Annotated in this window: 18 protein-coding genes and 1 tRNA gene; 13 read left to right on the forward strand and 6 right to left on the reverse strand. The window is 70.5% G+C overall.

Going from position 1 to position 19,924, the window contains the following annotated elements:
* On the reverse strand, positions 1-278 hold a 278-nt coding region (locus tag E7Z54_RS09385; protein ID WP_136433098.1), incomplete at its 3' end, for a helix-turn-helix domain-containing protein.
* 179 nt (positions 279-457) lie between these two features.
* Here E7Z54_RS09385 and E7Z54_RS09390 point away from each other — a divergent pair.
* The 11 genes from E7Z54_RS09390 to E7Z54_RS09440 all read left to right on the forward strand — a co-directional run bounded on the left by E7Z54_RS09390 (position 458) and on the right by E7Z54_RS09440 (position 12,862).
* Positions 458-1,444: an ABC transporter substrate-binding protein gene (locus tag E7Z54_RS09390; protein WP_136433100.1), complete on the forward strand. Its 987-nt coding sequence runs from the start codon at positions 458-460 to the stop codon at positions 1,442-1,444.
* 113 nt (positions 1,445-1,557) lie between these two features.
* Entirely contained in the window at positions 1,558-3,162 is a 1,605-nt protein-coding gene (locus E7Z54_RS09395) for a sugar ABC transporter ATP-binding protein (RefSeq protein ID WP_136433102.1), read from the forward strand.
* A complete protein-coding gene (locus E7Z54_RS09400) occupies positions 3,155-4,249 on the forward strand; it encodes an ABC transporter permease (RefSeq protein ID WP_240769600.1) in 1,095 nt (364 codons plus the stop codon). The genes E7Z54_RS09395 and E7Z54_RS09400 overlap by 8 nt, the downstream gene beginning before the upstream one ends.
* Positions 4,246-5,250 (forward strand): galactofuranose ABC transporter, permease protein YjfF, encoded by a 1,005-nt coding sequence (yjfF, locus tag E7Z54_RS09405; protein WP_136433104.1) that lies wholly within the window; start codon positions 4,246-4,248, stop codon positions 5,248-5,250. Before E7Z54_RS09400 ends, yjfF begins: the two co-directional genes overlap by 4 nt.
* 23 nt (positions 5,251-5,273) lie before the next feature.
* Positions 5,274-6,269 (forward strand): LacI family DNA-binding transcriptional regulator, encoded by a 996-nt coding sequence (locus E7Z54_RS09410; RefSeq protein ID WP_136433105.1) that lies wholly within the window; start codon positions 5,274-5,276, stop codon positions 6,267-6,269.
* A complete protein-coding gene (araB, locus tag E7Z54_RS09415) occupies positions 6,269-7,969 on the forward strand; it encodes a ribulokinase (RefSeq protein WP_136433107.1) in 1,701 nt (566 codons plus the stop codon). The genes E7Z54_RS09410 and araB overlap by 1 nt, the downstream gene beginning before the upstream one ends.
* Positions 7,966-8,643 (forward strand): L-ribulose-5-phosphate 4-epimerase, encoded by a 678-nt coding sequence (locus E7Z54_RS09420; protein WP_136433109.1) that lies wholly within the window; start codon positions 7,966-7,968, stop codon positions 8,641-8,643. The genes araB and E7Z54_RS09420 overlap by 4 nt, the downstream gene beginning before the upstream one ends.
* Positions 8,644-8,725: 82 nt before the next feature.
* Positions 8,726-10,252 carry an L-arabinose isomerase gene (gene araA, locus E7Z54_RS09425; protein WP_136433111.1) on the forward strand — a complete coding sequence of 509 codons (1,527 nt, stop codon included), beginning with the start codon at positions 8,726-8,728 and terminating at the stop codon, positions 10,250-10,252.
* An 82-nt stretch (positions 10,253-10,334) separates the two neighbouring features.
* Positions 10,335-11,822, forward strand: a complete 1,488-nt coding sequence (gene pyk / locus E7Z54_RS09430) for a pyruvate kinase (RefSeq protein WP_136433113.1) — start codon at positions 10,335-10,337, stop codon at positions 11,820-11,822.
* 144 nt (positions 11,823-11,966) lie between these two features.
* The gene (locus E7Z54_RS09435; protein WP_136433115.1) at positions 11,967-12,686 is read left to right on the forward strand and encodes a hypothetical protein; all 720 of its coding nucleotides are present in this window, start codon (positions 11,967-11,969) and stop codon (positions 12,684-12,686) included.
* An 89-nt stretch (positions 12,687-12,775) separates the two neighbouring features.
* Positions 12,776-12,862 (forward strand) — tRNA-Ser (locus E7Z54_RS09440).
* A 351-nt stretch (positions 12,863-13,213) separates the two neighbouring features.
* Here the strand turns inward: E7Z54_RS09440 and E7Z54_RS09445 are convergent.
* The 3 genes from E7Z54_RS09445 to E7Z54_RS09455 all read right to left on the reverse strand — a co-directional run bounded on the left by E7Z54_RS09445 (position 13,214) and on the right by E7Z54_RS09455 (position 15,679).
* Positions 13,214-13,900, reverse strand: coding sequence for an endonuclease/exonuclease/phosphatase family protein (locus E7Z54_RS09445; protein WP_168798250.1), 687 nt, complete (start codon positions 13,898-13,900; stop codon positions 13,214-13,216).
* Positions 13,897-15,129, reverse strand: coding sequence for a hypothetical protein (locus E7Z54_RS09450; protein ID WP_136433118.1), 1,233 nt, complete (start codon positions 15,127-15,129; stop codon positions 13,897-13,899). Before E7Z54_RS09450 ends, E7Z54_RS09445 begins: the two co-directional genes overlap by 4 nt.
* A 163-nt stretch (positions 15,130-15,292) precedes the next feature.
* A complete protein-coding gene (locus tag E7Z54_RS09455) occupies positions 15,293-15,679 on the reverse strand; it encodes a hypothetical protein (RefSeq protein WP_136433120.1) in 387 nt (128 codons plus the stop codon).
* Positions 15,680-15,869: 190 nt separating this feature from the next.
* Between E7Z54_RS09455 and E7Z54_RS09460 the strand changes: the two genes are divergently transcribed.
* Both E7Z54_RS09460 and E7Z54_RS09465 read left to right on the forward strand, forming a co-directional pair.
* The gene (locus tag E7Z54_RS09460) at positions 15,870-16,781 is read left to right on the forward strand and encodes an AAA family ATPase (RefSeq protein ID WP_136433122.1); all 912 of its coding nucleotides are present in this window, start codon (positions 15,870-15,872) and stop codon (positions 16,779-16,781) included.
* Between the two features lie 11 nt (positions 16,782-16,792).
* Positions 16,793-18,190, forward strand: coding sequence for a vWA domain-containing protein (locus E7Z54_RS09465; RefSeq protein WP_136433124.1), 1,398 nt, complete (start codon positions 16,793-16,795; stop codon positions 18,188-18,190).
* Between the two features lie 27 nt (positions 18,191-18,217).
* Here the strand turns inward: E7Z54_RS09465 and E7Z54_RS09470 are convergent, their stop codons facing one another.
* A complete protein-coding gene (locus E7Z54_RS09470) occupies positions 18,218-19,645 on the reverse strand; it encodes a hypothetical protein (RefSeq protein ID WP_136433126.1) in 1,428 nt (475 codons plus the stop codon).
* A partial coding sequence (locus E7Z54_RS23100; RefSeq protein WP_168798251.1) for a hypothetical protein occupies positions 19,645-19,924 on the reverse strand: 280 nt, incomplete at its 5' end. The genes E7Z54_RS23100 and E7Z54_RS09470, both read right to left, overlap by 1 nt.

Consider the following 19,924-nt stretch of genomic DNA (forward strand, 5'->3'; position numbering starts at 1 on the left):
ACCTCCGCGCGCCAGCGCAGCGCCCGCACGCCCTGGCCGCGATGCCCTGCGGGCCCGGGCTCCGCCGGCGCCGCTGCGCGGACGTCGTCGAAGAAGCCGGCGACCCGTGCCGGCTCGATCTCCAGCACCCGGGCGAGGGCGTGGATGTGTGCCGGGCCGGGCAGGCGCTCGCGGCGCTCCCATCTCAGGATCGACATGGGGTGCACGCCGATCGCCTCGGCGAGGTCGGTGGGGCGCAGGCCCCTCCTGGCGCGTTCGGAGCGCAGCAGGGCCGTCATCGGGTGCCTTTCGGGGACGTGAGGCCGGGTGAAAATCCCAGGCCTGGCAGAGTGAGCGTTCACATTTGATGAGATTCGCGGGCCCGAACCTCTTGACGGAGCGGAATGTTAGCGCTCACACTCAGGGGCAGTGACACCGGTCACAGGGCGAGGAAGCCCTTGGGATGTGGAGGAAACCAGTGCTGAAGAAGACCGTGACCGCCGCCAGCGCGGTCCTCATGTGTGCAGCAGCCGTCAGCGGCTGCGGCAGCGACTCGAGCGCAAGCGATGGAAACGACCAGATCGTCATGGGCTTCTCCCAGGTCGGTGCGGAGAGCGGATGGCGTACTGCCAACACCGAGTCGATCAAGGCGTCGGCCAAGGCCGCCGGCTTCGAGCTCAAGTTCTCCGACGCCCAGGGCAAGCAGGAGAACCAGATCAAGGCGATCCGGTCCTTCATCCAGCAGAAGGTCGACGTGATCGCCTTCAGCCCGGTCGTCGAGACCGGCTGGGACACCGTCCTCCAGGAGGCCAAGCGGGCCAACATCCCGGTCATCCTCACCGACCGCGCTGTCGACACCGAGGACACCTCGCTCTACAAGACCTTCCTCGGCTCCGACTTCGTGCTCGAGGGCGAGAAGGCCGGCCAGTGGCTCGTGGAGAACGCTGCCGACGCCGACGTCGACGGTGACGGTGACGTCAACGTCGTCCAGCTCGAGGGCACCACGGGCGCTGCTCCGGCGATCGACCGGGCCGAGGGCTTCGCCGAGGCGATCAAGACCGACTCGAAGATCAAGGTCAGCGCCTCCCAGACCGGCGACTTCACCCGTGACGGCGGCAAGCAGGTCATGGAGTCGTTCCTGAACTCCGAGGACGGCATCGACGTCGTCTTCGCCCACAACGACGACATGGGCCTGGGTGCGATCGAAGCGATCGAGGCCTCCGGTCTCGAGCCCGGCAAGGACATCAAGATCATCACCGTCGACGCCGTCAAGGACGGGATGGCCGCACTCGCCAAGGGTCAGATCAACTTCATCGTCGAGTGCAACCCGCTGCTGGGCGACCAGCTGATGGACCTGGCGAACAAGGTCCTCGACGGCGAGGAGGTTCCGGCGCGGGTCGTCACCGAGGAGACCACCTTCACCCCGGAGCAGGCCGCCGAGGTGCTCGCCGACCGCAAGTACTGAGCCAGTCGACCGGTTCGTCCCGCCACCGCGGCACGAACCCCCTTCCTCCGGCGGATCCGTCACCACCGTGGCGGATCCGCCGGTCCGACCCCGCACCTGCTGGAGAACGATCGATGACGACGACGCACGAGGAGCCCCCGGTGACCGCGACGACACCGGTCCCGGGCGAGCGCGCGGGCGAGCCCGTGATCGAGATGCGCGACATCTCCATCACCTTCGGGAGCGTGCGCGCGCTGGACCGCGTGTCGCTCCGTCTGCTGCCCGGTGAGGTCCACGCCCTGATGGGCGAGAACGGCGCCGGGAAGTCCACCCTGATCAAGGCGCTCACCGGCGTCTACTCCATCGACTCCGGGACCATCGTCGTCGCTGGCGAGGAGCACGCCTTCGCCACGCCCGCGGCCGCGCAGGCCGCCGGGATCAGCACGGTGTACCAGGAGGTCAACCTGGTCCCCAACCTGACCGTCGCGGAGAACATGCTCCTGGGCCGCGAGCCCCGTCGGCTCGGCGGCATCAACGTCCGAGGGATGAACCGACGTGCGCGGGAGACCCTGGACCGGCTCGGGCTCGACATCGACCCCTCCTCCACCCTGGGTGACCACCCGATCGCCGTCCAGCAACTGGTCGCCATCGCCCGCGCCGTCGACGTCGAGGCCCGGGTCCTGATCCTCGACGAGCCCACCTCCAGCCTGGATGCCGACGAGGTGGCCAAGCTGTTCGAGGTGATGCGCCGCCTGCGTGAGGACGGCGTGGCCATCGTCTTCGTCTCCCACTTCCTGGACCAGATCTACGAGATCGCCGACCGGATGACGATCCTGCGCAACGGCCGGCTGGTCGAGGAGCGGATGGTCGCCGACACCACCCAGCTCGAGCTGGTGCAGCTGATGATCGGCCGGGAGCTCGAGGTGCTGGACCGCCTCGATCACGAGCACACCCGCACGAGCACCGACGGTCCCCCCGTGCTGAAGGCGATCGGCCTGAGCCGCAAGGGATCCCTCGAGGCCACCGACCTCTCGCTCTACGACGGCGAGGTCGTCGGCGTCGCCGGCCTACTCGGATCCGGCCGGACCGAGCTGGCCAGGCTGCTGTTCGGCGCCGACACCGCCGACCACGGGTCCCTCGAGATCCGCTCCAGCCGTCGACGCCTCCGCAGCCCCCGGCACGCGATCGATCGCAAGATCGCGTTCTCCAGTGAGGACCGCAAGGCCGAGGGCGTCATCGGCGACCTGACCGTCGCCGACAACATGATGCTCGCCCTGCAGGCCTCGCGCGGCTGGTTGAGGCCGATCCCGCAGGCGGTGCGCAACCGGCTGGTCGGCGAGTACATCGAGGCGCTCGACATCCGTCCCGCCGACCCGCAGGCGCTCATGCGCAACCTCTCAGGCGGCAACCAGCAGAAGGTGCTGCTGGCGCGATGGCTGATCACCGAGCCCGAGGTGCTGATCCTCGACGAGCCCACCCGTGGCATCGACATCGGTGCCAAGGCGCAGATCCAGGCCAAGGTCGCCGAGCTCGCCCGTCGCGGCATGTCGGTGGTGTTCATCTCTGCCGAGCTGGAGGAGGTGCTGCGGCTCAGCGACCGCGTCGTGGTGATGCGCGACCGCCGCAAGATCGCCGAGCGTCCCAATGACGACGTCAGCGTGAGCGACATCCTCGAGATCATCGCCGGCCACGGAGGCACGCCCAGTGCCCGCACGGAGGAGGAGAGCTCCCGTGACTGACACCCTCACCCCGCCGGAGGCCGGGCGACGGACGGCGAGCCCGGTCCGCGGGCCACGGCTGGTCGCGCGACTCCTCGCCAGCCCGTTGCTCTGGCCGGTCATGGCCCTGGTGGTGCTGCTGGTCGTCAACGTCGTCGCCACGCCCTCGTTCCTCGACGTGCGGCTCCAGGACGGCCATCTCTACGGCAACGTCGTCGACATCGCCCGCAACAGCGCCCCCGTGCTCCTGGTGGCGCTCGGCATGACGCTGGTCATCGCGACCCGTGGCATCGACCTCTCGGTCGGTGCGATCGCAGCCATCGCCGGGGCGGTCGCCTGCACCCGCATCGTCGGCGCCGGCGACGAGGGCGCCGCCGCCACCGCGATCATGGCCTGCACCGTGGCGCTCGCGATCTGCGTCCTGCTGGGCCTGTGGAACGGCTTCCTGGTGTCGGTCGTCGGCATCCAGCCGATCATCGCCACGCTCGTCCTGATGGTCGCTGGCCGCGGCCTCGCGATGCTGGTGACCGACGGCCAGATCACCACCGTCAACAACGACACGTTCAGCAACCTCGCCTCCGGCTTCGTGCTCGGCCTGCCACTGGCGTTCCTCGTGGCCGTGGCGATGGTGGCGGTGACCGGCGTGCTGACCCGCCGGACCGCGCTCGGCATGCTCATCGAAGCCGTCGGGATCAACCCCGAGGCCAGCCGGCTCGCGGGTGTCCGGTCGCGCACGATCATCTGGACGGTGTACGTCTTCGGCGCCGTGTGCGCCGGCCTGGCCGGCGTGATCATCGCCGCCAACACCAACTCGGTGAACGCCAACAGCCTCGGCCTGTGGATCGAGCTCGACGCGATCCTCGCCGTGGTGATCGGCGGCACCGCCCTCACCGGTGGCAGGTTCTCGCTGCTCGGCACCGTCGTCGGTGCGCTGTTCATCACGACGCTGGCCCGCACCATCCCCAACATCGGCATCCCGTCGGAGGCGAACTACCTGTTCAAGGCGATGGTGGTCGTGGCGGTCTGCCTCATCCAGTCGCCCCGCGCCCGCGCCGTCCTCCGGGTACGACGCACAGCGCCCGTCGCACGGAAGGGGAACCCGGCATGAGTGCCGTCACCGCTCCCAGCTCCTCGGTCTGGGACCAGGTCCGCAGCTACTCGCCGCCGGCCCGGTTCCTGCCGGTGATCGTCACCTTCGCGCTCTTCCTCGGCATGTTCGGTGCCGGCGGCCTGCGCTACGACGGGTTCACCGACCCGCAGGTCTTCCTGAGCCTGCTGCTGGACAACTCGTTCCTGATCGTCCTGGCCGTCGGGATGACGTTCGTGATCCTGGCCGGCGGGATCGACCTCTCGGTCGGCTCGGTCGTCGCCCTCTCCACCATGATCGCGGCGAAGACGCTCGCGCTGGGCTGGTCGCCGTACCTCTCGATCGTCACCGTGCTCGTGGTGGCGACCCTGCTCGGCACGCTGATGGGTCTGCTCATCCACTACTTCGAGATCCAGCCCTTCATCGCGACCCTGGCCGGCCTCTTCCTGGCCCGGGGACTGACCTACCTGATCAGCGTGGAGTCCATCCCCATCACCGACCAGACCTTCAGCGAGCTGGCGTTCAGGACGATCACTCTGCCGGGTGGCTACTACACGACATGGACCGTGGTCATCGCGGTGGCCACGGTCGCGGTGGCCGCCTACGTCCTGGCCCGCACCAGGTTCGGCCGGACCGTCTACGCGGTCGGTGGCAACGAGGCGTCGGCGCTGCTGATGGGCCTCCGGGTCGCCGTGGTGAAGGTCGGCGTCTACGCCATCAGCGGGTTCTGTGCCGGTCTCGGTGGTCTGCTCTTCGCGCTCTACACGCTGTCCGGCTACAGCCTGCACGCGGTCGGGATGGAGCTCGACGCGATCGCGGCGGTCGTCATCGGCGGGACCCTGCTCACCGGCGGCCGCGGCTACGTGCTCGGTTCGCTGGTCGGGGTGCTCGTCCTCGGCACGATCCAGACCTTCATCTCCTTCGACGGCGGCCTCAGCTCGTGGTGGACCCGGATCGCCATCGGCGTCCTGCTGCTGGTCTTCGTCGTCGTGCAGCGTGTGATGACCCGGCGGCAGCCATGAGTCATCCCCCTCGATCACCGGTCATGGCGGACGTCGCCCGCCTCGCCGGCGTCTCCCACCAGACGGTGTCGCGGGTGGTGAACGGCCAGACCAACCTCCGCCCCGAGACCCGTGAGCGGGTGCTGCGCGCGATCGACCAGCTGGGCTACCGCCCCAACGCCGCGGCCCGCAGCCTGGTGACCCGGCGCTCCGGCACGATCGGGGTGATCGGCTCCCGGAGCGGGTACTGGGGCCCCAGCACGGTGCACCGGGCGATCCAGACCGCAGGGCGCGAGGGGGGCTACTTCGTCAGCTCGGTCAACGTCCAGGTGCTCACCCGCGAGGAGTTCGCGGACGCGATGAACCACCTGCGTGACCAGCACGTCGAGGGGATCGTCCTGATCGCTGCCAACGACGACGCCGTCGACGCCGCCCGCGCGCATGCGGGAAAGGGCGTGCCGGTGGTGGTCGTGGAGGGCGACGAGGACAAGGCGACGTGGACCGTCGGCGTGGACCAGGTGGCCGGAGCCGAGCTCGGCACCACGCACCTGCTCGAGCTCGGTCACGAGCGGGTGCTGCACCTCTCGGGACCCTCACCGTGGACCGAGGCGCGTGCCCGTCTGGCCGGCTACCGCAACGCCATGTACGACGCCGGGGTGGCGCCGGAGCTCCACATCGAGGGCGACTGGTCGGCCCGCAGCGGCTACCAGGCGGGTCAGCGGATCGCCGCCCGTGACGACGTCACGGCGGTGTTCTGCGCGAACGACCAGATGGCGCTGGGCCTGTTGCGCTCACTGTCCGAGGCGGGCCGCTCGGTGCCCGACGACATCAGCGTCGTGGGGTTCGACGACATCCCCGAGGCGGCGTACCTCATCCCGCCCCTGACCACCGTGCGGCAAGACTTCGACGCGGTGGGCCGACGGGCGATCCAGATCCTTCGCGCGGCGATCACCGACGAGCCCGGCCCGGAGCGCCTGATCAGCCCCGAGTTGGTCGTCCGCGACAGCACCCAGGCACCACGAGAAGGAGCGAAGCCCTGATGAGTACGGGCGCATCGGAGGAGCAGTACACCATCGGCGTCGACTACGGGACCCTGTCGGGTCGCGCGGTCGTGGTTCGCGTGTCCGACGGAGCCGAGCTCGGCTCCGCGGTGCACCCGTACCCGCACGCGGTGATCGACGAGCGGCTCCCCGGATCGGGGCGCGAGCTGCCGCCGGACTGGGCGCTGCAGGTCCCCGAGGACTACCGGGAGGTGCTCCGGGTCGCCGTCCCCGCCGCTGTCGCCGCGGCAGGTATCGACCCGTCGGCCGTGATCGGCGTCGCCACGGACTTCACCGCCTGCACGATGGTCCCGACCCTGGCCGACGGCACGCCGCTGTGCGAGCTCGACGACCTCCGCGACCGGCCGCACGCCTACGTCAAGCTGTGGAAGCACCACGCCGCCCAGCCGCATGCCGACCGCATCAACCGGCTGGCCGCGGACCGCGACGAGGCCTGGCTGCCGCGCTACGGCGGACTGATCTCCTCGGAGTGGGAGTTCGCGAAGGGCCTGCAGCTGTTCGAGGAGGACCGGGAGGTCTATGACCGGATGGCCCGCTGGGTCGAGGCCGCCGACTGGATCGTCTGGCAGCTGTGCGGCAGCTACGTGCGCAACGCCTGCTCCGCCGGGTACAAGGGCATCCTCCAGGACGGCGCCTACCCGACCACGGACTTCCTCGAGGCCCTCGCGCCGGGGTTCGGCGGCTTCGTCGACGACAAGCTGGCTCATCCCATCGGGGAGCTGGGAGCCGCGGCCGGGCGCCTGACCGCGGAGGCTGCGGCCTGGACCGGCCTGCCCGAGGGCATCGCGGTCGCCGTCGGCAACGTCGACGCCCATGTGACCGCACCCGCGGCCCAGGCGGTGGAGCCCGGTCAGATGGTGGCGATCATGGGCACCTCGACCTGCCACGTGATGAGCGCCGACGTGCTACAGGACGTGCCGGGCATGTGCGGTGTCGTCGACGGCGGCATCATCGCCTGCCGGTGGGGCTACGAGGCCGGCCAGAGCGGGGTCGGCGACATCTTCGGCTGGTTCGTCGACAACGCCGTCCCGGCGTCGTACGTCGCCGCGGCGGAGGCCGCGGGGGAGTCGGTGCACGAGCACCTCACCCGACTGGCCGCTCAGCAGGGGATCGGGGAGCACGGCCTGGTCGCGCTCGACTGGCACAGCGGCAACCGCTCCGTGCTGGTGGACCACGAGCTGTCCGGCCTGGTCGTCGGGCTCACCCTGGCCACCCGGCCCGAGGACGTCTATCGGGCACTCCTCGAGGCGACCGCGTTCGGCACCCGGGTCATCGTCGAGGCGTTCCGCGACAGCGGCGTGCCCGTCGAGGAGTTCGTGGTCGCCGGCGGCCTGGCGAAGAACGCGCTGCTGATGCAGATCTACGCCGACGTCACCCGGCTGCCGCTGTCGATCATCGACTCCGAGCAGGGGCCGGCGCTCGGCTCGGCGATCCACGCTGCGGTCGCGGCAGGCGCCTACTCCGACGTGCCCACGGCGGCGAAGGCGATGGGCAAGGTCCGCAAGGCGGTCTACGTGCCCGACGAGGCGCGGGCCCAGGCCTACGACCGGCTGTTCGCCGAGTATCGCGAGCTGCACGACCACTTCGGCCGTGGCGTGAGCGCCATGCGCCGGCTCAAGGCGATCCGCCGCGACGCGGTCGCGGCTCGCCACGCGAAGGAAGAGGGGAACCAGCGATGAGCGTCGTCACGGACGTCGAGCAGTCGATCCGCAACCTGCGCCGCGAGGTCGCGGTCCTGCACGCGGAGCTCCCGCGGTACGGCCTGGTCGTGTGGACCGCCGGCAACGTCTCCGCGCGGGTACCCGGCCACGAGCTGCTGGTGATCAAGCCGAGCGGGGTGTCCTACGACGACCTGACCCCGGAGAACATGGTGGTGTGCGACCTCGAGGGTCGCGTCGTCGAGGGCGATCACGCGCCGTCCTCGGACACCGAGGCCCAGGCCTACGTCTACCGCCACCTGCCCGAGGTCGGCGGCGTGGTGCACACGCACTCGCCGTACGCCGTCGCGTGGGCCGCGCGCGGCGAGCCGATCCCGTGCGTCACCACGATGTGCGCGGACGAGTTCGGCGGCGAGATCCCGGTCGGGCCGTTCGCGATCATCGGTGACGACTCGATCGGCCGCGGCATCGTCGAGACCCTGCGGGGGAGTCGCTCGCCGGCGGTGCTCATGCAGAACCACGGCGTCTTCACCGTCGGTCCGACCGCCAAGTCGGCGGTCAAGGCCGCGGTGATGTGCGAGGACGTCGCCCGGTCGGTCCATCTCTCGCGCCAGCTCGGCCAGCCCATCCCGATCGAGCAGAGCAGCGTCGACGCGCTCTACGACCGCTACCAGAACGTCTACGGCCAGCGCTGATCCGCCCGGCCGCACCACCCCATCCACGCAGGTCAGGGGCCCCGACCGGGCTCCTGATCCGCGCATCGACAAGGAGCACCACGTGACCACGGAACCCGACCGCACCGCCGACGCCGCCGCGCAGGAGGTGTGGTTCCTGACCGGAAGCCAATCGCTGTACGGCCCGGAGACGCTCGACCAGGTGGCGAGCCAGTCGCGGGCGATCGCCGAGCGCCTCGCCGAGCTGGCGGACCTGCCGGTCCGCGTCGTCTGGAAGCCGGTGCTGCTGGACGCCGTCGCGATCCACCGCCAGGTGCAGGAGGCCAACAGCGACCCGTCCTGCGTCGGCCTGATCGCGTGGATGCACACCTTCTCACCGGCGAAGATGTGGATCGCCGGGCTCGACGCGCTCCAGAAGCCGCTGCTGCACCTGCACACGCAGGCCGGCATGGCGCTGCCGTGGTCGACCATCGACATGGACTTCATGAACCTCAACCAGGCCGCGCACGGCGACCGGGAGTTCGGCTACATCCAGTCCAGGCTCGGCGTTCCCCGCAAGACGGTCGCCGGTCACGTCGAGAACCCCGCGGTGCGGCGGCGGATCGAGGACTGGGCGCGTGCCGCCCGCGGTCGGGCCGAGCTGCGCCAGCTGCGGCTGGCCCGCTTCGGTGACAACATGCGCGACGTCGCCGTCACCGAGGGCGACAAGGTGGAGGCCCAGCTCCGGTTCGGGGTCTCGGTCAACACCTACGGCGTCAACGACCTGGTCGCGGTGGTCGACGCCGTCTCCGACGCCGAGGTCGACAAGCTCGTCGGGGAGTACGCCGACCTGTACGCCATCGCCCCCGAGCTGCTCCCGAACGGCGACCGTCACGACTCGCTCCGCTACGGTGCGCGGATCGAGGCCGGGCTGCGGACCTTCCTCGAGGACGGCGGCTTCGGAGCCTTCACGACGAACTTCGAGGACCTGGGCGGTCTCCGGCAGCTGCCGGGCCTGGCCGTGCAGCGCCTGATGGCCGACGGCTACGGCTTCGGTGGCGAAGGGGACTGGAAGACGTCGGTGCTGCTGCGCGCCACGAAGGTGATGGCGGCTGGCCTGCCGGGCGGGACGTCCTTCATGGAGGACTACACCTACCACCTGGTCCCGGGCGAGGAGAAGATCCTCGGTGCCCACATGCTCGAGGTCTGCCCGACCCTGACCGGCGACCGTGCCTCGCTGGAGATCCACCCGCTCTCCATCGGCGGCCGCGAGGACCCGGTGCGGCTGCGGTTCACCGCCGACCCCGGCCCGGCCGTGGTGGCGGGGCTGTCCGACCTGGGCGACCGCTTCCGCCTGACAGTGAACGAGGTCGACGTCGTCGAGCCGGACGAGGCACTGCCGCAGCTGCCCGTGGCGTGCGCGGTCTGGGAGCCGCGGCCCTCGCTCGCCACCTCCGCCGAGGCCTGGCTGATGGCCGGGGCCCCGCACCACACCGTGCTGTCCAAGGCAGTCGGGGTCGACGTCCTCGCGGACTTCGCGGAGATGGCCGGAGTCGAGGTCGCGGTCATCGACGCCGACACCAGCCCGCGCAGCTTCCAGCGCGAGCTGCGCTGGAGCGCGGCCTACCACCGGCTCGCCGACGGGCTCTGACCCTCCAGAACTCACCGGGGGTCGCACCGCCAGCCGCGGCCCCCGGTGACACCACCTGCCCGCATCGACCAAGGAACCCGACATGACCGGTCTGCTCGATCGTCCCGACCCCGTCATCACCCGTGGGCCGGTGCTCCCGCGCGGGCGCCGGGCGAAGGTGGTCTGCACCCTCGGCCCGGCTACGGCGTCCCAGGAACGGATCCTGTCCCTGGTCGACGCCGGGATGGACGTCGCTCGGCTCAACATGAGCCACGGGGACCACACCGACCACGCGGAGGTCTACCGGTGGGTCCGCGAGGCGTCCGAGGCGACCGGGCACGCGGTGGCGGTGCTCGCCGACCTGCAGGGCCCGAAGATCAGGCTCGCGCGGTTCGCCGACGGGCCGGTCGTGCTGCGACCCGGCCAGCGGTGGACGATCACCACTCGGGAGGTCGACGGGGACGACGCGATCTGCGGGACGACGTACCTGGGACTGCCCGGCGACGTCTCGTACGGCGACCCGATCCTGGTCGACGACGGCAAGGTCCGGCTGCGGGTCGTCGAGGTCACCGGCCCGGACGTCGTCACCGAGGTTGTGGTCGGCGGCCGGGTCAGCAACAACAAGGGCCTCAATCTCCCGGGCGTCGCGGTCTCGGTGCCGGCGCTGTCGAGCAAGGACGCCGACGACCTGCGCTTCGCCCTGCGACTGGGGGTCGACCTGGTCGCGCTGAGCTTCGTCCGCAGCGCACAGGACGCCGACGACGTGCGGGCGATCATGTCCGAGGAGGGCATCCGCGTCCCCGCGATCGCCAAGATCGAGAAGCCCCAGGCGATCGCGAACCTCGACGAGGTGGTGGCGGCCTTCGACGGCGTGATGGTCGCCCGGGGAGACCTCGGCGTGGAGTGCCCGCTCGAGGAGGTGCCGTTCCTCCAGAAGCAGGTCGTCGTGGCCGCGCGGCGCAACGCCAAGCCGGTCATCGTGGCCACCCAGATGCTGGAGTCGATGATCGGGAGCCCGGCACCGACCCGGGCCGAGGCGAGCGATGTCGCGAACGCGGTGCTCGACGGCGCGGACGCCGTGATGCTGTCCGGGGAGACGAGCGTCGGCGCCTACCCGGTCGAGACCGTCGAGACGATGGCGCGGATCATCGCGACCACCGAGCTGCACGCGCTCGACGGTCAGCAGTTCGGCCGGTTCGACCGGATCGCCTGGGATCCGCACACCCGGTCCGGCGTGATGACCAAGGCCGCCGAGGAGGTCGCCGAGCGGGTCGGGGCGTCGTACGTCGTCGCCTTCACGCAGTCCGGCGACACCGCACGCCGCGTCGCCCGGCTCCGGAGCCGGATCCCGGTCCTCGCCTTCACGCCGGAGGAGAAGGTACGGGCGCAGCTGGCGCTGAGCTGGGGGATCGAGACCTTCACCACCGCACCCGTCACAGGCACCGACGACATGGTCTCCCAGGTGGACGACGAGCTGGTCCGCAGCGGTCGTGTCGTCGAGGGTGACCTCGTCGTGATCGTGGCCGGCAGCCCGCCCGGCGTTCCCGGCACCACCAACGCCCTGTGGGTGCATCGGATCGGTCAGGGCTGAGCGGGCGCCCTGCGCCCGTTGCCCGGCAGGTGCCGGGGCGATCTTGGTGGTCCTTCGCCGATCAATTCCGTCGAACGCTGGACGGGGGCGCGCGCAGGCCGTTTCCTGAAGCGGATTTGTCCCCCCGACGCGCTAGGAGCGCTCATGTCCTCGACCCCCCGCCGCCGGTTCGCCGGCTCCATCAGTCCCCTCGCCCTCGCGTTGCTCGCACTGGCCATCATCTTCGGCACCACCGGCGGCGCCGTCGCGGGCGCGATGATCACCGGCGCTCAGGTCAAGAACGGCAGCCTGACCGGCCGTGACATCGCGACCGGTTCGTTGAAGGGAGTCGACATCGGCAACAGCAGCGTCTCCGGCGCCGACGTGGCCAACGGCAGCATCAGTGGCGCCGACGTCAAGGACGGCTCGATCACGGGCACCGACATCGCCGACGAGACCAGGATGTGGGGTGTCGTCGAGAGCGCGGCTCGGAAAATCGCCGCCCAGGGGGTCTACTCGGTCGCCGAGAAGTCCTTCGCCACGCCGAAGGGCTACCTGCAGATCACCGCCAGCATCGATGCGAACGACGACAACGGCGTCGCCGGAACCGGCGCGCTGATCTTCGCGCCCGCCATCGACGGCAACCTCATCGACGCCCCGCACTACCTGGAGTTTTACGGCGAGGGCCGCGGAGCCACCGGGTCCGTCACCGTCGTCGTGCCGGTCGCGGCGGGCTCGCACAAGGTGGAGCTCGTCGTGTTCGAGGACGGCACCGGCAGCGTCGCCTACTCGCGCGAGCTCTCGATCGTCTACGCGTCGGCGGGCACGTCGAACGCCGGCATCGTCACCGGACGCAGGCTTCCCGCGCGCATCGCGAACCGGTGATCGAGGTGCGCTGGCTCGTTGCCACCGACGCGCGGCCGGTGACCGTTCCGATTTAGGCCGGACCCAGCGGCTCCGGTACCCTCTCCGGCGGTGGCGTGTCCGAGCGGCCTAAGGAGAACGCCTCGAAAGCGTTTGTGGGTGCAAGCCCACCGAGGGTTCAAATCCCTCCGCCACCGCCGTGTGATGTGTCAGGACATCGGCAAGACCCGGACCCACGGACGTGGGTCCGGGTCCTTGTCATTTCTGGGGTTGGTAGTCGTCCATAGCGAGTTCGCGGAGACCTCGCCGGTGATGGCGTTTGTCGATGCGGTCGATGCGGTCGATGCGGTCGAGGCGGGCGCGGTCGTGGGGTCGTGGTTGCGGCTGGGGCCGGGAAGTGCCTTTGGCAGCGTGTCGTAGCGGGCCGGCCGGGGTGGCCTGGTGGGGGACTGCTCGACCAGTTTCGATACCAAAACAATCACCACCGCGGCCAGAAGTCCCTGACGGGGCGGGGCATTGTCGGGCCGGGCTGCGTAGTAGCTCCGCCGTCATCCAAACCCGCCAGAAAATCCCTTTCGAACTGTCGCAACCCAGTACGCATCGTGGTCGGACAGCGAGGCGACCGGGATGCGACCCGCATCGAGCACTCTCCAGTCGCGGGGAGCCGCGATGTGGTCTATGGCCGCCTGCCCGTTTTTGCCGGGCAGGTCACGTGTCGGGACCTGGAGCCCATGCCGGTCGAGCTCCTCGATCAGGACCGCTTGGGCGGCGCGGGCGAACCCGGCGATGTTGCCGGTCAGTGGCTGGTTCAAGTCACCACCCCACACGACTGGTCCGCTGCCGAGGACGGACGCGAGGGCGTCGGTGGTGTGTCGCATCCGCTCACCGTGGCTGGCCGGTCCCCACGGCCACAGCTCGGCGGCCAGGGTCCAGGGCATCACCGATGCGCACATGGTCACTCCGCCGATCCGTGCGGCCGCGGACGCGGGATGCGGGTCGGGCAGCAGCTCGAGCGGTTCGCGGGAGTAGATGGCTGACCAGTACTTGGTCGGCCCCATGAGCGCCGAAGTCGTGTGCCGCTCATACCCGTCCAGCGTGAGGTCGGTTCGGACCTCGGTGAGCAGCAGGACATCGCACGCCATGTCGTCCAGCACGTCCTTGTGTGCGGGCGTCGAGGCTCCGGCGAGGTTCCAAGTGCCGATCCGCCAGTGCCGTCCGGCGGGGGCCGCGGTCACCTTCTCAGCCCGCGCAACGGCTCGGTGACCTTGGTGGCTGCCTTCTTCGCGCCGGTCCCGGCTGCCCGCCCGACGGCCTTGGATGCATCCGCCGCAGAGTCCTTGGCGCTGATCGCGTGGCGCTTCACCTCTGCACGTGTCTCGGCGAACTCGGGGCGGTGGATGTGGCGATCCAGGATCGGGCGGCCGGTGCGGGAGACGGTCGCGAACTCCTCAAGCGTGTCCAGGGCCTGTTCGGCGTTCCGCTGGAGGTCTGGGATGGAGAACAGGTGGTGGGTCTCCAACGGGGAGATCTGCCGAAGCGCTTTGAGCTTGCCGGTGGCTGCTTCGACGAGCTCGCGGTCGCGGTCCTGGTTGGTGCGCAGCGAGGCGCGGGCGTCCTCGAGGGCAGACTCCACATGCTCGGGGTCGGTGGAACGGACGTGCTCGAGACGCAGGTACTCCCACAGGTGAAGGGCCTTCTCCGCCACCGCGATCAGTTTCAACGTGCCGCCAACGCCTTCGGTGTCGCTGAACGCCCCGAGTGCCTTCGCGCGCCTCGGTACTCGGGCATCGGCGTCGAAGGTGTTCAGCGTCGTCTGGGCGTAGGCACGCAGCGCGGTCAGAGACTGACGCAGCTCCAGCCCAGCGCCGCTCACGCTGTCCCAGTCAGCCTTCAGCAGCCGCCCGTGCGATCTGGTCGAGGCAGCCACTGCCTCGAGGTGCTCGTACAGGCCGACGACACGTCCGACCTCTTGAGACCGTGCCCGTCGGGCGAGCTCGTCGACGCTCTCCTGAACCACCTCAACGGCCTTCTGTACGTCCGCGATCGCGGAACGCAGGGCGAGGGAGACAGCGGCGGTCTGTAACGCGAGCGCCTGCTCGGGCCGGAACGACACCTTGTCGAACTTCAGGTCTCCAGCGAATTTGCTTCCCTTGCGTAGGTAGCCGCGGAGTGAGCCGTTGGCGTCCAGTTGCTCGCCCAATTCGCGGAGCTTCGCGAGGCTCTCAGGTGTCAGGCGTAGGTACTCCTCGCCGGCAGCGAGCAGGGCGGCGGCGGTGGTGACGGCACCGGCTGCGTCGGCGACGCCCACGCTTCGGGTGCGGCGCGCTTCGACCTCGGCCGCTGAAAGGAGTTCGGCGACGATGGCGTCGATTTGGTCCTGGGCGCCGCGCAGGTACAGGCCGCCGTCCTTGAGGTCGAAGACCACGGCATCGCTGCTCGGCGGTTGCTCCAGCTCGGCGCTCACGTGGCGAGCATAAGGAGCGGCCCCGATTCTTCGCGTTCCTTGCCCAAACTTCGTAGAGCGGCTCGGCCGCCCGACTGAGAAGCCGCGCCTGTGAGAATGCCCCGTGCGCTGCGCCGCCGATTGTCCGGTGGAGCGAGCTGGGGCGGCTTCCGCCGTTCTCGTGTCAGCGCGGCTGCTCGGGCTTCTCACGGGTCTCGGCGCCGAGACACACGGCGACCAGCTCGCCCGCGGCCTCGCCGATGAACACCGCCCAGCCGTGGTCGAACGACACCAGCCGCGTCTCGCCCTCGGGCGTGCGGACGATCGCCTTGCTCGGCACCGCCTCGCGGTCGAAGCCGGTGAACGAACAGCGGTGGCGCTCCATCATCGCGTTGAGCGGAGTGGAGGAGAGGCCGACCTTCTCGGCGCCGCCGACCGGAGCCTGTGGGGCCGTCATCAGGCTGACCGCCGCGAAGCCCACCAGCATGGTGAGCGCACCGACGGTGATCGCCGTCCGCAGTGAGGTCAGCGACATCCGAGACCACCGAAGGAGTGCGTCGACAACGGTCATCGTCGCCCCCCTGATGCTGCTCGTGGTCGGTTTGGGTTGCCGTTTCAACGACCCGGGTCAGGGAGGGTCACGAACCGGCTCCTGCTCCGTCCCCAACATTGGGCAGGATGGGGTCCATGACGCCATCCCACGACGTTCTTCGCCTCCGCCGCTCCGCTGCTTCGCCGAGCGTCACCGCGGAGACCTCGCGATGACCTGGTTCGACTCACCGGCCGATGTGGCGACGCGGCTGGACGCCTCCGGCTATCTCACCGACCCCGCGACGGCCACCACGACGTTCCTCGCCGGCGCCCTGGAGAAGCCGCTGCTGCTCGAGGGGCCGGCCGGTGTCGGCAAGACCGAGCTCGCCAAGGCGGTGTCGCGGGCGACGGGGGCGGAGCTGGTCCGGCTGCAGTGCTACGAGGGCTTGGACGAGGCGCGTGCGCTGTACGAGTGGAACTACAAGAAGCAGCTGCTAGCCATCCAGGCTTACGGCGCGCAACCACAGCGAGGCACCGCAACCACCGTCGACGGCAACCACCAACCCCAACCATGGAACGACCTTGACCACAGCATTTTCACCGACGAGTTCCTGCTGACCCGCCCGCTGCTCACCGCGATCCGCCGCGAGGCACAGACGGTGCTGCTGATCGACGAGGTCGACAAGACCGACATCGAGGTCGAGGGACTGCTGCTGGAGGTGCTGAGCGACTTCCAGGTGACCATCCCCGAGCTCGGGACCGTGGCGGCCACGCGCCGGCCCTTCGTCGTACTCACCTCGAACGCGAGCCGCGAGCTCTCCGAGGCGCTGAAGCGCCGCTGCCTCTACCTGCACCTGGACTACCCGGACGCGAAGCGGGAGCGGGAGATCCTCCACAAGCAGGTCCCCGGCCTCGACGACCGGATCGCCGAGCAGCTCGTGGCGACGGTCGGCCGGCTTCGGGACCTGGAGCTGAAGAAGGCGCCGTCGATCGCGGAGTCCGTCGACTGGGCCCGCACCCTGATCGCGCTGGAGATCCGTGACCTCGACGAGGTGGCGATCGCCGAGACCCTGGGCGCCGTCCTCAAGCACCAGTCCGACCACCAGCGCGCGGTCAAAGAGCTCAAGCTCGGCCGGTCCTGAGCGGAGGAGGCATGGCCACCGAACAATCCGGGCTCCTCGACCGGCACCTCGCGTTCGTCGAGGCGCTCCGCGGCGCCGGTCTGTCGGTGTCCCTGGCCGAGGACCTCGACTCGGTCGCCGCGCTCTCGGCCCTGCACTGGACCGACCGTGACACGGTCCGCGCCGCGTTCGCCGCGACCATGGTGAAGAAGCAGTCGCAGCGCACCACCTTCGACTCGCTCTTCGACGTGTACTTCCCCGCGATGGTCGGCGAGGGAGCTCGCGCCGTAGGCGAGGAGTCACCAGGCGAGTCCGGCGCGGTCCAGGACAACGCGGCCGCGCTCCGCAGCCTCCGCGACCGACTGGCCGAGGCCCTCGAGGCCCCCCAGCCGGACGAGCCCGAACTGCGGCGGATGGCCGCGGAGATGGTCGGCGTGTTCGGCTCGATGCCGGGCCGTGGGCCGGGCCTCTCGTCGTGGTCGGCCTACACCGCCCTGCAGCGGGTGTCGCCGCAGGAGCTGGTCGACCGGTTGGTCCAGGCACTGATGGCCCAGGGTGCCGACGAGGACGAGGCGACCCGGACGGCGAACCGGCGGATCGGCTTTTTCACCGCGATGGTCGAGGACGACGCCCGCCGGCGGATCGCCGAGGAGAAGGGGCCCGACCACGTCGCCGAGGTCGCGGTGCGGCCGAGCATCGACCAGCTCGCCTTCATGGCCGCGCGCCGATCCGACCTCGAGGAGATGCGCAAGGAGATCTTCCCCCTGGCCCGCCGGCTCGCCACCCGGCTGGCCAAGGAGCACCACGCGAAGCGGCGGGGCCCGCTCGACTTCCGGCGTACGGTGCGCGCCTCGATCGCGACCGGTGGCGTCCCGATCACCACCCACCATCGGCCGAAGCGGCCGCACCGCACCGACCTGGTGGTGCTCTGCGACGTCAGCGGCTCGGTGGCGAACTTCGCCCAGTTCACGCTGCTGTTCGTGTTCGCGCTGCGCGAGGTGTTCCAGAGCATGCGGGCATTCACCTTCATCGATCACGTGCACGAGGTAACGCCGTACTTCCGTCCGGGGGCGGACCCGGTCACCGTGCTCGCCGACCTGGCGGCGAGCACCAGCCACGCCGCGCTCTGGGGGCGCACCAACTACGGCCGTGCGTTCACGAAGTTCGAGGAGCAGCACATGGACGCACTCGGCCCGAAGACCACGCTGCTGATCCTCGGCGACGCGCGTTCCAACTACAGCGACCTCCACGAGGAGACCCTCCGCAGCCTCGCGGGCTCGGTGAAGCAGGCGTTCTGGCTCAACCCCGAGCACGAGCGGAACTGGGGGACCGGCGACTCCGCCGTGCCGGCGTACGGCGAGATCGTGCGGATGATCGAGTGCCGCAACCTGACCCAGCTCAGCGAGTTCGTGCACGACCTGGCGTGGTGAGCCTGCGTCTGCCTCGCGGTCCTCTGCCTACCTGGGATCGCGGGTCGGGGAGGCGGCGGTCTGCGCGGCGAGGAAGCCCAGCGCGCGCCACCGGGTCAGCGCGGCAACCAGCTCGGGGTGGTCGGCGCGGTCCGCTGCCCGGCCACCCGCGACGAGCGGCGGGAGGTCCGGGTCCGACCCGGCGTCGTACACGACGGTGAGGCGGTTGGTCGCGGCCGCGTTGATGAGCGACCCGAGCAGCGCGACCGGGTCCGTCCGGTCCTCCAGCGACAGCACGCGTACGTCGGCGGGCACGAGGGGCAGCTGGGCGGTTGGTGAGTTGGCGGTGACCACCTGGTCGATCACGAAGCCGGGCAGGTCCTCGCTCGCAGCGATCTCCACGGCGGCCGCCCCACCGGCGCCGCGACCGACCAGCATCACCCGCACCGGTGCGTCCCCGTCCTCCGCGGTGGTGGCCGCCGTGATCGCCCGCACGGCATCGGAGACGTGGCCCGACTGGTCGCCGGAGACCAGCCGCAGCCGGCCCGGGCGGGGGTTCGGCTCCGCCGTACCGGTCAGGAACGCGAGCAGGCGCCCTGGGCTGACACGCAGGATCCGCACCGGCTCGTCGTTGCCCTCGCTGGCGGAGAGGATCGTCATCAGATCGCCCAGGCCGGTGGGGACGCCGGCAGTGGCCCCGTCGCCCACCGACCCGGCCGGTGGCGCGTCGGGATCTCCGCGCTCGGCGTCGGTGAGGCCGACCGCGGCGTCGCGCAGCGCGGCGCCCCAGTCGTCAGGCAGCGGCGTGACGCCGGCGGCGCGGAGGCCACCGCTGCGTGCCGCGTGACCACCCTCGCCGGCGAGGCCTCGGGCCGTGAGCAGTCCGCGCATCTGGAGGCTGTCGACCAGTCCGCCACCGGTGGTGACGTGGTCCATCAGCTCGGGGTTCGCCTCGGCGAGCTCATTGAGGTAGGCGGCGACACCGTCCCGGTCAAGCGCGTCGGTCTCGATCAGGCCGGCCGCGACGATCGCGCCGCCGAGCTTGACCTGGGGGGCGAGGTAGCCGATCGCCCTGCCCGCGATCGCCCCGAGGGTCTGGTAGGCCGCAGCCTGCAGCTCGTCGATCCAGCGGTAGGTCAGCACGGTGGCGCGGAGCACCAGCGCGTCGGCGTCCAGCTCGAGTGAGCGGCTGAGCAGCCCGCCCTTGCCGGTGGTCGCTGCACGCAGCTCCTCCTCGACGGAGGCCCACGTGGTCGGGGAGAGCGCGGCGGAGTCGACGACGTCCGGGTCGACCAGCACCTCGTGGCCGAGCTTCGCCCACTCGCGCATCTGGGCGCCGGCGTCGTCGAAGAGGTCGGCCAGTCGCAGCATCTGGTCGTACTTGTCGGCCAGGTCGGCGGCCTCCACGTCGGTGGCCGGGACCGCCCGCTGCTCGCCCGCGGCGGCCGCGAGAACCGGATCGTCGTCGAGGTCCATCAGCGTCCCTCCACCGGCGCGGTCGCGACCAACGGAGCCAGCACCGGCGCCACGACCGAGGCCAGGTCGGACGGCTGCACGCTCCGCATCTCGACCCGCAGCGCGCCCTCGTCGCGGTGGGGGCGCAACGCTCGCCAGCCGTCGGCGAGCAGCGTCCAGGACACCACGCCGACCGAGTCCACCTCGCCCGAGGACACGTCGGCGACCATCGCCCGCAGTCGCCCTTGCGCCTCGCCTGCCATCGCCGTCAGCGCGCGGGCCACCTCGGGGTCGGCGAGC

Origin of the sequence: Nocardioides sp. (assembly GCF_004803405.1) — a bacterium.
Classification (GTDB): domain Bacteria; phylum Actinomycetota; class Actinomycetes; order Propionibacteriales; family Nocardioidaceae; genus Nocardioides; species Nocardioides vastitatis.